Below are 12,809 nucleotides of genomic sequence, written 5' to 3'. Positions count from 1 at the left end.
CGCGGCGCTACTCCTCGCTGTCGCGGCGGCCGGGCGGCACCGGCCAGACCAGTTCCGGCAACCGCAGGACAGGCAGCCGCGCCAGCGAAAGCCGGCGGTCCTGCAGCGTGAGGGGCAGCTCGATCTGCGGCGGCTCGCCCTCGCCGCCGGGCCGGGCGAGAAGCGCCGCCATGCGGGATGCGGTCTCGGCCGTGCGGGCGTCGATCACGCCGCCGGCGCCCAGCATCGACAGGGCCTCCTGCGCGCCCACCAGGCGTACCGTGCCGGCCCCCATCGGCTGCAGCGCCTCGTCCAGCGCCAGCGTCGCCGCGGCGGAAGCCGCCGTCGGGCCCCAGCGCAGGGTCACGTCGCGCAGTTCCAGCACGCCGCCGGCATCCCGCCAGATCTCGGCCCGCCGGGTCGGGACGCGGCCGACGGGCAGGGGGCCGGTCAGGGACGCCGTCAGCCCCGCCGTTTCGATCCTCGGGCCCAGGGGCCAGCTCCGCCCCTGCGACAGGCTGGGGAGGGTGATGCCCTGGCTCTGGACCGAAAGGGCGATGGCGCTCTCGCCCTCCGTGGCGCTGCTGCGCGTGTCCAGCGTGACCTCCAGCCGGCGGATCTCCAGCCCGCCCGGTCCGCCATCCGCGGCGGTGCCGGGAAGGCCCAGGCGCAGGCGGTCGGCCCGGAACTCGCCGCCGCGCGGCAGCACATCCGCCTGCAACGGCAACAGCCCGGTCAGCCGGTCCGCCGCGAAGGGCAGCTCCAGCGCGCCCAGGCGCAGCCTCTGCGGCCCCTTGGGCTCGATGCGCAGCTCGTCCAGGCGCGGCAGCACGACCCGCAGGTCCAGTGCCGGTGCGCGCCAGTCGATCCCGCCCGGCAGCGTGGCATCGCCCCCACTCAGCCGGAAATCCGGCAGGCGCAGCGTAGCGGAGAAAGGCCATCCCCCCCGCTGCGGCGTGCCGTATTCCACCCGCCAGCCCTGCGCGCGGCGGCTCTGCGCCCAGGCGGTGAAGCCTTCCTCCAGCCGCCCACCCATCCAGTGCCAGAGCATGGCATGGGCGGCGGCCAGCCCGGCGAGCAGCACGGTCAGCCCCAGCAGCAGCGGCGCGGGCCGCAGCCAGCGGCGCCGGGCGGCACGGCGCCCTGGAGGGGCCTGGACGACCTCGCCGCCTCCGGTGCCCTGACCATCGGCCGTCCGTGCAGGGGCATTCCGGGCGGGGGCATCCCGACCTGCCTGGGAGGCCTGCCATGTGCCTGGCGCGTGCGCGCCGTTCTTCTCGGTATCCACGCCACCCGCTATAGCGCGCCCCCCGGCCGATCGCATGACCCCTGACCCCTCCGCAGCCCCCGAAGGCACCCGAAACCCACCGGAAACCGAGACGTCCCCCGTCCTGGACGAGGCGTTGCTGGACGCGGATGGCTCGCTCTACGTCTTCGCCTATGGCTCCCTGATCTGGAAACCGGGCTTCGCGGTGGAGGGGGCGCACCCGGCCCTGCTGCGGGGCTATCACCGCCGCTTCTGCATCCGCTCCACACGCTATCGCGGCACGCCGGAGCGCCCGGGCCTGGTGCTGGGCCTCGACCGTGGCGGCGCCTGCCGGGGCGTGGCGCTGCGCGTCGCCCGGAGTCGGGCGGCGGAGGTCCTGGGCTATCTCCACGAACGGGAGATGTCCGGAGGCTCCTACCACCAGATGCGCCTGAAGGTTCGGCTGCTGGACGAAGGACGCGACGTGCGCGCGGTGGCCTATGTCGTGGACCGCCGGTCAGACACCTATTGCGCCGGGCTGGGTCCCGATGAGGCGGCGCGTGCCATTGGCCTCGGGATCGGAGCAATGGGCAGCAACCGCGACTACCTGCTCAACACCGTGTCGCAGCTCCGGGCCCTGGGAGTGCGGGATGCGGCACTGGAAAGGCTGGCAGACCTGCTGCCCCCGGTTGGCGCTGCCTCTGGCGACAACCGGGCTGGGGAAAAGCCGGACCGGAAAAGCCGGGGCTGAAAAAACCCAGCCGCGGCGCAGCTTTCCGCAGAGTTGTCCACAGGGAGGGGCGGAGTCGTCCCCAGCGCCAGGCTGGTTTGCGCTCCCTTGCCCACAGAGGGCTGGGGATAGCGCAAACTCGGGTCTAATAAGCTGAAAACAAATGAATAAGAACAAAGGGCGGCCAACGGCCGATGCACCAAAACCGAGGTTTGGCAAGCCCTTGACGCGTGGTGATGGCGCCGCGTGGCAGGATCGCCCCGCAGCTATTCCACCAATTTATCCACAGATGCTTGTTGACAGCCCTCGTCAGGGTCCTGGGAGCGGGGAACCCTGTAGCATCGCAGCGGAGGCGGTTTCCACCTCATCCTCCAGCCGCCGCATCAGCTCGGCACGGGGCAGGCCGGGCGGCAGGGCGGGGAGGATCGCCAGGGTGATGGTGCCCGGCCGCTTGGCAAAGGAGCGGCGTCCCCAGAAGCGACCGCTATCCGTGGCCGCCGGCACCACCGGCAGGCCGGTGGCGGAGGCCAGCGCCGCCACGCCCGGCTGCCAGGGCACACGCTCGCCCGGTGCGGTCCGGGTTCCCTCCGGGAAGATCACCAGCTGTGCCCTGTCCCGCTCGGCGAATTCGCGCGACTGTCGCACCATGGACTTCAGCGCCGCGGCGCCGCCGGCGCGGTCCACCCCCACCGCGCCGAAGCGCCGCGCCAGCGCCCCCCAGCCCGGCAGGCGGAGCAGCTCCTGCTTCATGACATAGACCGGGTGGGGCAGCAGGGTCAGCCAGACGAAGGTGTCGAAGGCCGACTGGTGCTTGGAGGCCACGATGCAGGGGCCGGCGGGAATGTTCTCCAGCCCCGTCACCCGCACCCGCATGCCGCAGATCGCCGCCATCCAGCACAGCACCCAGCGCGTCCAGCCCCGCACGAAGGGCCGCGTCATGCGCCGGGGCAGCATCAGGCCGATCCAGGGGAAGACGGCCATCGAGAAGAGGAAGAGCGCGTTGAACAGCGCGGAGCGCAAGGCGATCAAGGGTCCGGCTCCGAGCGGCCATAGGCGGAAAGGCCGGCGAGGGCGCCGGCGAACTTCAGGTACTCCCGCAGCATGGCCGGGGGCCGGGCACGGGCGGGAGCGACGGGATACGGGATCAACCGGGCCTCCGGCAACTCCCGCCGCATCTCCAACAGGGCACGGGGCATGTGGAAGCCCGCGGTGACCACCGCCAGCGTCCCGATTCCGTGCTGCCGCGCCCAGGCGGCGATCTCCCGCGCATTGCCGCGCGTGCTGCGGGCCGCATGCCCCAGGGTGATCCGGTCCAGGTAGGGCCAGGGTTCCACGCTGACCTCGTGCGCGAGGGCGGCGATATCCGTGTTCTGCCCGACGCCCGAGATGATCAGCGGCGCGCCGGGATCGGCAGCCGCCAGGCGCAGCCCGGTCTCGACCCTGTCGGGGCCGCCGGTCAGCACCGCGATTCCCGTCCCCTCCGGCAGCCGGGACGGGGACGGCACCGAGGCGGCATCCAGGAACCAGGCATAGCCCGCCCCGGTGGCCAGCGTGGCGGCGAGGAGCAGGGCGAAGAAGCCCCGCCGCAGCAGCCGGCGCCCGGTGAAGGCGCGGCGCAGGGTCGGCGTGAGGGCCTTCAGGCGCGGCGGCAGGTTCACGGTGCCGTTCCGGCGGGCACCGGGCGGCACGGCTTCGTCAGGGGGGCTCGCCACCGCGGAGACCGGCCCGGCCCGGACGCCGCGGTCACGGCAGGCGGCGCAGCCACCGGCGCACGGTGGCCTGGGCGGTCAGCCATCCGATCAGGGCGGCGGCGAAGGGCAGGATCAGCAACCCGGTCCAGGGCAGGCTGCCCCAGGGGAGCCCGCCCCAGGGGAGCCCGCCCCAGGGAAGGCCGGTCATCGGCGCAGCCGCACCCGGAACGGCGCCCCGTGGGCCGCCGACGCCGCCCCCGCTCATGAAGGGGGGGGCGAGCCGGGCCAGCGCCATCAGGGCCGGGGCGGCGAGCACCGTCCCCAGCAGCGCTCCGCTCGCGGCCAGCCCGGCAACGCGCGCCGCGAAGCGCCCCGCGATGGCGCCATGCGTGGCGCCCAGGTCGTGCAGGATGCCGATCGCCTCCCGCCTCGCCGCCAGACCCGCCCGCGTCGCCACCGCGACCACCGCCGCCGAGACCCCGGCCACCAGCGCCAGCACGGCAAAGGCCATACCCTCCACGCTGCGGGCCAGGGCGGCGAGGCGGGCGACCCAGATGCCGTGCGATTCCAGCTCGGCCCGGGGCACCTTCTGGGCCAGCAGCCCGGCCAGCGCCTCGGGATCGCCATCCCCGTCGCCCCAGGGGTCGCGCAGATGCACCTCGATCACTCCTGGCAAGGCCAGCGGAAAGGAAGCGGCGGAGGACTGGCCCAGCCAGGGTCGCAGCAGCGCCGCCATCCGCTCCGGGTCCACTGTTTCCGCCGAGGCGACCTCGGGCGAGGCGCGGAGCACCGACAGCGCCGCCGCCATGCGTTCCGGCGTCGGATCGGGCACCTGCGCGGTCACCGCCGCCGCGGCGCCGTATTGCCAGCGCTCGGCCAGCGCCGCGGCGCCATGCGCCCCCGCGAGGGCCAGGGCAGCGAGCAGCGCCATGGCCGCCACCAGCCCGGGCAGCAGCTTGCCCGACAGCGCCCGGCGCAGGCCGAGCGGATCGCGGGAGCGCCGGCGCTCAGCCATGCGGGGCCTCCCCATCCTCATCGAATTCGTCGTCCTCCGGGTCCGAACCCGGCTCCAGCTGCTCGGTCCAGGCGTCGTAGGCGTCCAGCTCGCCCTGATCGTGGCCGGTGAAATGCACCAGCCGCCCGCGCGAGAGGGTCATCACCGGGGCTGGGAAAGCCTCCACCAACTCCTGGGAATGGGTCGCCACCACCACGGTGGTGCCCAGGCGGTTCATCTCGTTCAGCAGGGCCAGGGTGCGGTGTGCCTGGCGCGGGTCGAGATTGCCGGTCGGCTCGTCGGCCACCAGCAGCTCCGGCCGCGCCACCACCGCCCGGGCGATGGCCACGCGCTGCTGCTCGCCGCCGGAAAGCTGCTGCGGCAGCGAATCCGTCCGGTGGCCGAGCCCGACCCAGCGCAGAATCTCGGTCACATCGGCCCGCAGCGAGGATTCGGAACGACCGGCCAGCCGCAGCGGCAGGGCCACGTTGTCGAAGGCGCTCAGATAGGGGAGCAGCCGGTAGTCCTGGAAGACCGAGCCGATTCGGCGCCGCAGGGCGGGCAGGGCGGTGCGGCGGGCACGCGACAGTCGCACGCCCAGGATCTCGACCTCCCCCTCGCTGGGGCGCAGCCCGCATTGCATGAGGCGGAGGAGGGTCGTCTTTCCCGCCCCCGATTCGCCGGTCAGCCAGGTGAAGGAGCCCGCGGGCAGAAAGAAACGCAGACCATGCAGGGCCTCCTTTCCGGTTCCTCCATTCGGGTCCGGGTAGCGGAGGGTCGCATCACTGAAGCGCACCATGGGGGCAGGGTGTGCCACGCGTGCCCGCATGAGGCTAGGATCGCTCCGAGGGAGTTCGCATGCGTATCGTTTGTCCCGGCTGCGAGGCGGCCTACGAGGTGCCGGAGGCGATGCTGTCGCCCGGACGTACGGTGCGCTGCGCCCGTTGCGGCCGGGGCTGGATCCCCTTGCCGGAGCAGGGCCGGGCCGTCTCGCCGGAGGAAGACCCCCTGGCCGAGCCTCCGGCCGGGCAGCTTCCGACGGAGGCGGGCGATCCGGACACGGCCGTTGTGGCCGGACCCGCGGAGGCTCGGCCTGAAGGCGGCGGGCTGCTGGAGGAGCAGGCCGGCGACGGATCGATCCACGCTGCCGAGGCGCCTGCCCCGGATCTGCCCGCCATGGCCCTGGAGGCGGACCACGCCACGACCCCGAAGGAGCCGCTCTCCCATCCGGTGGAACGGGAACACGGTTTTCCCCCGGCGGAAACACGGGAACGCCCGCCGCGCGAGGGGATCGTGGTCCCGCCGCGCGCTGCTCCGCCCGTCGCGCGGCCGGAGCGCGGTCCCAGCCTGACCCTGGCCTGGACGCTCTCGGTCCTCCTCCTGCTCGCCGTGGTGGCGGCCCTGCTGGTCTGGCGGGGGGAGGTCGCCGCCGCCTGGCCGCCGTCGCAATGGCTCTACCGTGCCCTCGGCCTCGCCTGACGCACGCCTTCGCGGGGCGGTGGCGGCCCCGTTGCCGGGCCGTCCCGCGCCTGCCCCGCCGCCCGGCCGCCCCCGGGCAAGGGCGTGCGGCAGCCGGAATGCTTTCGGCAGGCCGCGAAATGCGGTTCCATGAGGCCCCTCAGCGGGCCATCCGGTTCCATGTCACCTGAAGCGCCCACCGAAGACCCCCGGGCTGGGCGGGGGCCACGGATACCGCGCCCGACCGGGCGCCGGCTCCATGGCATGCGCCACCACCTGCTTCTGGTGGTGGCCTGCACGGTGCTGCCCTTCGCGCTCTATGCCGTCTGGGCCATGGCCAGCCTGCACAACCGCGACATGCGGCGCACGGCCTCCAACCTGGTCACCAGCGTCTGCGCGCTTTCGGTGGTGCCGGACCAGGTCTTCGCGCTGGGCGAGGTGCGGCTGCGCGAACTGCTGGCCTCCGCCGCGCTGCCGCCGGCAGCGTCTCCGGCCAATGTCCCGGACGCCCCTTCTGTCCTCACGGCCCTGCGTGCCACCCCGCCGGCCCGGACCCTGGCGCGGATGGGCAGCCTACGCTTCTACAATGCCCGGGGCCGCGACATCGAGGCGCTGTCCGCCGCCACCCCGGCCGATCCTGTCCCGGAGAGCTGGCGCCAGGCCCTGGTGCGCGTGGCGCGCGACGGGCAGGTCGAGGTCACCGACCTGCTGGACCGGCGGGTGGGCATCCTGGTTCCGGCTCCACCCGGCCTGCCCTTCGCCGTCATGGCGCTCTGGCTGGCGCCCGAGACCCTGAGCGGCGCGCTGCGGCAACGCCTGATGCAGGAGGACTGGACCGCCACCCTGATGGACCGGCACGGGGTCGTGGTCGCCCGCACCCGCGGGGGCGAGGAGATGGTAGGACGCCCGGCCCCGCCGGAGATCGTGGCCGGCCTCGCGCGGGCGCCGGAGGGTGTCCTGCCCTATGTCCGGAACCAGGAAGGCGTGATGGCCATCATGGCATGGTCGCGCCTTTCCACGGAGGGCTATTCGCTCGCCCTGTCGATGCCCCGTGCCTCCTTCTACCAACGGATGCTGCGGGACTACCTGCCCGCCGCTGGGGTGGCGCTCCTGCTGCTGGCCGGGAGCCTGCTGCTGACCCTGCGGATCACGCGCCGTATCCGCGACGCGCTGGGCCTGCTGGCCGACCAGGGCCGGTCCGGCGCCGTGCTGGCCCTGCCCACGGGGATCCGGGAGATCGCCGAGGTTTCCGCCGCGCTCAGCGTCGCGGCCGTGGAGCGCGAGGCGGTGACCGCCGCCCTGCGGGCCCAGGAAGCCCGCTACCGCGCCCTGGTGGAGGCCAGCAGCGAGCTGGTCTGGATCGCCGATCCCGCGGGCCGGCTCCTGCCGGAAGGGGCCGAGGCCTGGGCGCGCCTCACCGGACTGCCGGTGGAGCGGTTGCGGCGGAGCGGCTGGTTCGAGGCCCTGCACCCGGACGACCGCAGCGTGGCGGATGCGCTCTGGCATGCCTCGCTGGCCAGCCGGCGGCCCTATGTCGGCGAATGGCGCATCCGGCGCGCCCTGCCGGCGGATGCGGGGAAGGTGGAGGCGGGTGGGAAGCAGCGGCTCTATGGCTGGTTCTCGGTCCGGGCGGTGCCGCTTATCGAGGCCGGCGGCCGGGTGCGGGAATGGGTGGGGCTGCTGGAGGATGTGACCGAGGCACGCGCCGCCTCCCGCGCCCTGACCGAGAGCGAAACCCGGCTGCGCCTCGCGGTGGAGGGTGACGGGCTCGGCACCTGGGACCTGGACCTGCGCAAGCAGGAGGGCGCGCTGTCGCCCGTGGCGGCCCAACTGCTCGGCGTCACGGCCCGGGAGGGGCGCATCCTGGCGGCCGACTGGATGACGGCGACCCACCCGGAGGACCGGGACAGGATCGGCGCAGCCTGGCAGGGGATGTCGCGCGAGGGCGATACCTTCGCCGTGGACTTCCGCCCCCTGCGTCCCGCGCGCGATGGCGGCGAGGTCTGGCTCGAGGGCCGTGCCCGCGTGCTGCGCAACGAGGATGGCCGGGCGGTGCGGCTGATCGGGGTCCTGCGCGACATCACCGACCGCATCCGTGCCGCGGAAGCGCTGCGGGAAAGCGAGGCCCGGTTCCGCACCATGGCGGAGGTCATGCCGCAGATCATCTGGACCTGCCAGCCGGATGGACGCTTCGATTACCTGAACAGCCGCTGGTACGAATTCACGGGGCAGGAGCCGGACCGGATCGACAAGGGGACCTTGCGGCGGGTGCTGCATCCCGAGGACTACGAACATTGCCTCGGCCTGTGGCGGCACTGCCTGGAAACCGGGGGGGACTTTGGCATCGAGGCCCGCTTCCTGGGGGCGGACGGCGCCTATCACTGGTTCCTGGTCCGCGCGCTGGCCCAGCGCGATGCCTCCGGCCGCATCCTGCGCTGGCTCGGCTCCAGCACGGGGATCGACGAAATCGTGGCGGCGCGCGAGGACCGCGCGCGGCAGGCGGCGCGGCTGGAGCAGCTGGTCGCGGAACGCACGGCGGCCCTGACCGAAAGCGAGCGCCGCCTGGCGCAGGCGCAGAAGATGGAGGCGCTGGGCCGCCTCGCCGGTGGTGTCGCGCATGACGTGAACAACGTGCTGCAGGCGGTGCTGGGCGGCGCGCGGCTGATGGCGCTGCGGGCCGAAGAGCCGGAAAGCGTTCGGCGCCTCGCCCGCCTGGTCTCGGAGCAGGCGGAACGGGGCGGGGCGGTGACCCGGCGCCTGCTGAGCTTCGCGCGACAGGGCGAGTTGCGCGCGGAGCCGCAGGATGTCGGCCTTCTGCTGACCGGCTTGCGGGAGGTGCTGCTGCACACGCTGGGCGGCCGCGTCTCGATCGCCCTGGCGGTCGATCCGGCCCTGCCGCCGGTCCTCGCCGATCGCGCGCAACTGGAGACGGTGCTGGTCAACCTCACCGCCAATGCCCGGGATGCCATGCCGGATGGCGGCGTGATCCGGCTCTCGGCCGAGGCGCTGGAACTGCCGGGCACGGCCGGGGCTTCGCCCGCGCTGAAGCCGGGGCGCTACCTGTGCCTGCGCGTCGCCGACCACGGCATGGGCATGGCGCCGGAGGTGCTGAATCGCGTCACCGAGCCTTTCTTCACCACCAAGCCGGTGGGGGAGGGCACCGGGCTGGGCCTGGCGATGGCACGCGGCTTCGCGGAGCAGTCCGGCGGAGCGCTGGAGATCGACAGCCGGCTCGGACAGGGCACCGTGATCTCCCTCTGGCTTCCGCAGGCGGAAGGCAGGGTGGAGCAGGACGGCGCGGCGCGCCCGGCCACGCCTGACGCGGCGTGCCGCATCCTGCTTGTGGATGACGAGCCCCTGGTGCGGGACGTGCTGGCCGAAACCCTGTCCGATGCCGGCCACAGCCTCGTCTGCGCCGAAGGGCCCGCCGAGGCCTTGCGGCATCTGCGGGACGGAGAGCGGCCGGACCTGCTGGTCACGGATTTCGCCATGCCGGGCGGCATGACCGGGCTCGACCTGTTGCGGGCCGTCCGTGACATCCTGCCGGGCCTGCCGGCGCTGCTGGTCACGGGCTATGCCGAAAGCGACACCGTGGCCGGCGTGGCCCAGGCTCTGGAAGGCGGGCCGCTGCTGCTGCTCCACAAGCCCGTGTCCGGTGCGATGCTGCTGGAAGCCGTGGCCCAGGCACGGGTGGGAATGGAGCCCGCCCCGGAACAGGGAACGCGTTGAGCGGTGTTGCCGCCAGGATGAATGCAATCCGGGCGCGAGGTTTGTTCGGGTCCTTCTCCCTTCCAGTGTGCCCCTGCTGGCTGCGTGCCGGACGCGGGCCGAATTATCCCCGTTGCCTGCCCCAGCGGCCGCCGCGCACGGAAAATTAAGCGCAGGCGGGCAGAGACTTGCGGCTCTGTGCGTGTGACAGTCGCCCGGCGCGCCATACTGGACGTGCACGAGGAAGCGTCGTCGAAGGGAGTCACCCATTCATGCCTCTACGGCCGCATGCAGGATCCCCGCTCGCGCGTCAGGCGATGGCCTATGTGCTGGCCGGCGGCCGAGGAAGTCGGCTGATGGAGCTGACCGACCGGCGAGCCAAGCCCGCCGTCTATTTCGGCGCCAAGTCGCGGATCATCGACTTCGCCCTGTCGAATGCCATCAATTCCGGCATCCGGCGCATCGGCGTGGCGACGCAGTACAAGGCGCACAGCCTGATCCGCCATCTCCAGCGCGGCTGGAACTTCATGCGGCCGGAACGCAACGAGAGCTTCGACATCCTGCCGGCCAGCCAGCGCGTCTCGGAAAGCGCCTGGTACGCCGGCACCGCCGACGCGGTGTACCAGAACCTCGACATCATCGAGAGCTACGGCGTGCGCTACATCGTCCTGCTCGCCGGCGACCATGTCTACAAGATGGACTACGAGAAGATGCTGCGGCAGCACTGCGAGAGCGGTGCCGACGTCACCGTCGGCTGCATCGAAGTCCCGCGCATGGAGGCCACGGGCTTCGGCGTGATGCATGTGGACGAGAACGACCGCATCATCTCCTTTCTGGAGAAGCCCAAGGACCCGCCCGCCATGCCGGACAATCCGGAGATGGCCCTGGCCAGCATGGGCATCTATGTCTTCGAGACCGCCTTCCTCGCCGACCAATTGCGGCGCGACGCGGCGGAGCCGCATTCGGAGCATGACTTCGGCAAGGACATCATCCCCTATCTGGTGAAACACGGCACCGCCGTGGCGCACCGCTTCGCCGAATCCTGCGTCCGCTCCAGCGATCAGGCCGAGGCCTATTGGCGCGATGTCGGCACGGTGGATGCCTACTGGCAGGCGAATGTGGACCTGACGGACGTGGTGCCGGCGCTCGACCTCTATGACCACGAATGGCCGATCTGGACCTACAGCGAGCTGACGCCGCCGGCGAAGTTCGTCCATGACGACGACGACCGGCGCGGCCAGGCCATGGATTCCCTGATCTCGGGCGGCTGCATCGTGTCCGGCACGCTGGTGCGGAAGTCGCTGATCTTCCCCAGCGTGCACGTGCATTCCTATGGCGAGATCGAGAACTCCGTGATCCTTCCCCGTTGCGACATCGGGCGTCATGCGCGCCTGCGCAACGTCGTCATAGACAGCGAGGTCAGAATTCCGGAAGGGCTGGTGGTGGGCGAGGACCCGGAACTGGACGCGCGGCGCTTCCGCCGGACCGACAAGGGCGTCTGCCTGATCACCCAGCCGATGATCGACCGGCTGTCCGACTGATGCCTTCCGTCCTGTCGGTGGCCTCGGAGGCCTATCCGCTGATCAAGACCGGCGGGCTGGCCGATGTCGCGGGCGCCTTGCCGGCGGCCCTGGCGCGGGAGGGCTTCGCCGCCCGCACGCTGCTGCCCGGCTATCCCGCCGTGCTGCGGCGGCTGGAGGGCGGGGAGGTCGCGGCGGAACTGCCGGACCTCTTCGGCGGCCCGGCCCGGCTGCTGTCGGGGCGGGCGGGGGAGCTGGAAGTGCTGGCGATCGAGGCGCCGCATCTCTACGGGCGCGAGGGCAACCCCTATGCCGGGCCGGAGGGCGACTGGCCCGACAACGCCCAGCGCTTCGCCGCGCTGGGCCGCGTGGCCGAGCGGCTGGCGCGGGGCCTGCTGCCCGGTTTCGCGCCTGATATCGTCCATGCACATGACTGGCAGGCTGGCCTCGCCCCGGCCTATCTGCATTATGGCGAGGGGCGCTGCCCGGGCACCGTGATGACGGTGCACAACCTCGCCTTCCAGGGGCAGTTCCCGCCGCACCTGCTGGCGGAACTGGGCCTGCCGCCGGAAGCCTGGTCGATCGACGGGGTGGAGTATTACGGCGCCATCGGCTTCCTGAAGGCCGGGCTCTACTTCGCCGACCGGATCACCACCGTCTCGCCCAGCTACGCCGCCGAGATCCGTACACCGGAGGGAGGCATGGGGCTCGACGGCCTGCTGCGCTCGCGCGGGGCGGATGTCTCCGGCATCCTGAACGGCATCGACGAGACGGTCTGGGACCCCGCCGCCGATCTCCTGCTGGCCGAGCCCTATGACCGGAAGCATCTGGAGCGACGGGCCGCGAACAAGGCAGCGTTGCAGGCGGCGATGGGGCTGGAGGTGGATGCCTTGGCGCCGCTGCTGGGCGTGGTCAGCCGGCTGACTTGGCAGAAGGGGATGGACCTCGTCCTCGCCGCCCTGCCGGCGCTGACCGAGGGCGGCATGCAACTCGCCCTGCTCGGCGCGGGCGACAAGACGCTGGAGGAAGGCTTCCTTTTCGCCACCCAGGCCTGGCCTGGACGGGTGGGTGCCGTGCTCGGCTATGACGAGGCCCTGGCGCACCGCATCCAGGCGGGCTGCGACGCGCTGCTGGTGCCCTCGCGCTTCGAGCCTTGCGGCCTCACCCAGCTCTGCGCGCTGCGCTATGGCGCCCTGCCGCTGGTTTCGCGGGTCGGCGGCCTGGCCGACACGGTGATCGACGCCAACGAAGCGGCGCTGGCGGCCGGGGTGGCGAACGGCCTGCAATTCGCGCCCACGACGCGGGAGGCGCTGGAACTGGCCTTTGCCCGCCTCGGCGTCCTGTGGCGCGACCGCGCCACCTGGGAGCGGATGCAGCACAACGCCATGACGGCGGATGTGGGCTGGTCCCGCCCGGCCCGCCAGTACGCGGCGCTGTACCACGAGATCATGCGATAGGCGGGCCGGGGGCGGGACCTCCCGCC

10 protein-coding genes are annotated in these 12,809 nt (G+C 72.6%); 5 read left to right on the top strand and 5 right to left on the bottom strand.

Annotated elements, in window-relative coordinates:
- Nucleotides 1-7: 7 nt before the first annotated feature.
- Entirely contained in the window at nt 8-1,267 is a 1,260-nt protein-coding gene (locus tag BT98_RS0113445) for a DUF2125 domain-containing protein (RefSeq protein WP_019462139.1), read from the bottom strand.
- Between the two features lie 34 nt (nt 1,268-1,301).
- Between BT98_RS0113445 and BT98_RS0113440 the strand changes: the two genes are divergently transcribed.
- Entirely contained in the window at nt 1,302-1,976 is a 675-nt protein-coding gene (locus BT98_RS0113440; RefSeq protein WP_051004934.1) for a gamma-glutamylcyclotransferase, read from the top strand.
- 288 nt (nt 1,977-2,264) lie between these two features.
- Here BT98_RS0113440 and BT98_RS0113435 read toward each other — a convergent pair whose 3' ends face one another.
- Genes BT98_RS0113435 through BT98_RS24355 form a run of 4 tightly spaced genes read right to left on the bottom strand, consistent with a single transcriptional unit; the run spans nt 2,265 to nt 5,439 of the window.
- The gene (locus tag BT98_RS0113435; protein WP_019462137.1) at nt 2,265-2,984 is read right to left on the bottom strand and encodes a lysophospholipid acyltransferase family protein; all 720 of its coding nucleotides are present in this window, start codon (nt 2,982-2,984) and stop codon (nt 2,265-2,267) included.
- Nucleotides 2,981-3,667 (bottom strand): YdcF family protein, encoded by a 687-nt coding sequence (locus BT98_RS0113430; RefSeq protein WP_081798593.1) that lies wholly within the window; start codon nt 3,665-3,667, stop codon nt 2,981-2,983. Before BT98_RS0113430 ends, BT98_RS0113435 begins: the two co-directional genes overlap by 4 nt.
- A 31-nt stretch (nt 3,668-3,698) precedes the next feature.
- Entirely contained in the window at nt 3,699-4,661 is a 963-nt protein-coding gene (locus tag BT98_RS0113425) for a cell division protein FtsX (protein WP_027297244.1), read from the bottom strand.
- A complete protein-coding gene (locus tag BT98_RS24355; protein ID WP_019462134.1) occupies nt 4,654-5,439 on the bottom strand; it encodes a cell division ATP-binding protein FtsE in 786 nt (261 codons plus the stop codon). The genes BT98_RS0113425 and BT98_RS24355 overlap by 8 nt, the downstream gene beginning before the upstream one ends.
- 59 nt (nt 5,440-5,498) lie before the next feature.
- Between BT98_RS24355 and BT98_RS0113415 the strand changes: the two genes are divergently transcribed.
- The 4 genes from BT98_RS0113415 (at nt 5,499) to glgA (ending at nt 12,783) form a co-directional block, all read left to right on the top strand.
- On the top strand, nt 5,499-6,119 hold the full coding sequence (locus tag BT98_RS0113415) for a zinc-ribbon domain-containing protein (RefSeq protein WP_026033383.1): 621 nt from the start codon (nt 5,499-5,501) through the stop codon (nt 6,117-6,119).
- A gap of 243 nt (nt 6,120-6,362) precedes the next feature.
- A complete protein-coding gene (locus BT98_RS26180) occupies nt 6,363-9,827 on the top strand; it encodes a PAS domain-containing protein (RefSeq protein WP_019462133.1) in 3,465 nt (1,154 codons plus the stop codon).
- A 335-nt stretch (nt 9,828-10,162) separates the two neighbouring features.
- Nucleotides 10,163-11,347 (top strand): glucose-1-phosphate adenylyltransferase, encoded by a 1,185-nt coding sequence (gene glgC / locus BT98_RS0113400; protein WP_456307565.1) that lies wholly within the window; start codon nt 10,163-10,165, stop codon nt 11,345-11,347.
- Nucleotides 11,347-12,783: a glycogen synthase GlgA gene (glgA, locus tag BT98_RS0113395; RefSeq protein ID WP_019462131.1), complete on the top strand. Its 1,437-nt coding sequence runs from the start codon at nt 11,347-11,349 to the stop codon at nt 12,781-12,783. The genes glgC and glgA overlap by 1 nt, the downstream gene beginning before the upstream one ends.
- The last annotated feature ends 26 nt before the right edge of the window (nt 12,784-12,809 follow it).

The sequence above is a fragment of the Roseomonas mucosa ATCC BAA-692 genome, assembly GCF_000622225.1.
Taxonomy (GTDB): domain Bacteria; phylum Pseudomonadota; class Alphaproteobacteria; order Acetobacterales; family Acetobacteraceae; genus Roseomonas; species Roseomonas mucosa.
Note: the sequence above shows the minus strand (reverse complement) of the source record. Positions and strands in the feature narration are given on the sequence as shown.

What these genes read in the sequence shown, in the direction of transcription:
- glgC (WP_456307565.1), top strand. Translation starts at nt 10,163, where the DNA reads ATGGAGCTGACCGACCGGCGAGCCAAGCCCGCCGTCTATTTCGGCGCC.
- BT98_RS26180 (WP_019462133.1), top strand. Translation starts at nt 6,363, where the DNA reads ATGCGCCACCACCTGCTTCTGGTGGTGGCCTGCACGGTGCTGCCCTTC.
- glgA (WP_019462131.1), top strand. Translation starts at nt 11,347, where the DNA reads ATGCCTTCCGTCCTGTCGGTGGCCTCGGAGGCCTATCCGCTGATCAAG.
- BT98_RS0113440 (WP_051004934.1), top strand. Translation starts at nt 1,302, where the DNA reads ATGACCCCTGACCCCTCCGCAGCCCCCGAAGGCACCCGAAACCCACCG.
- BT98_RS24355 (WP_019462134.1), bottom strand. Translation starts at nt 5,439, where the DNA reads ATGGTGCGCTTCAGTGATGCGACCCTCCGCTACCCGGACCCGAATGGA.
- BT98_RS0113425 (WP_027297244.1), bottom strand. Translation starts at nt 4,661, where the DNA reads ATGGCTGAGCGCCGGCGCTCCCGCGATCCGCTCGGCCTGCGCCGGGCG.
- BT98_RS0113415 (WP_026033383.1), top strand. Translation starts at nt 5,499, where the DNA reads ATGCGTATCGTTTGTCCCGGCTGCGAGGCGGCCTACGAGGTGCCGGAG.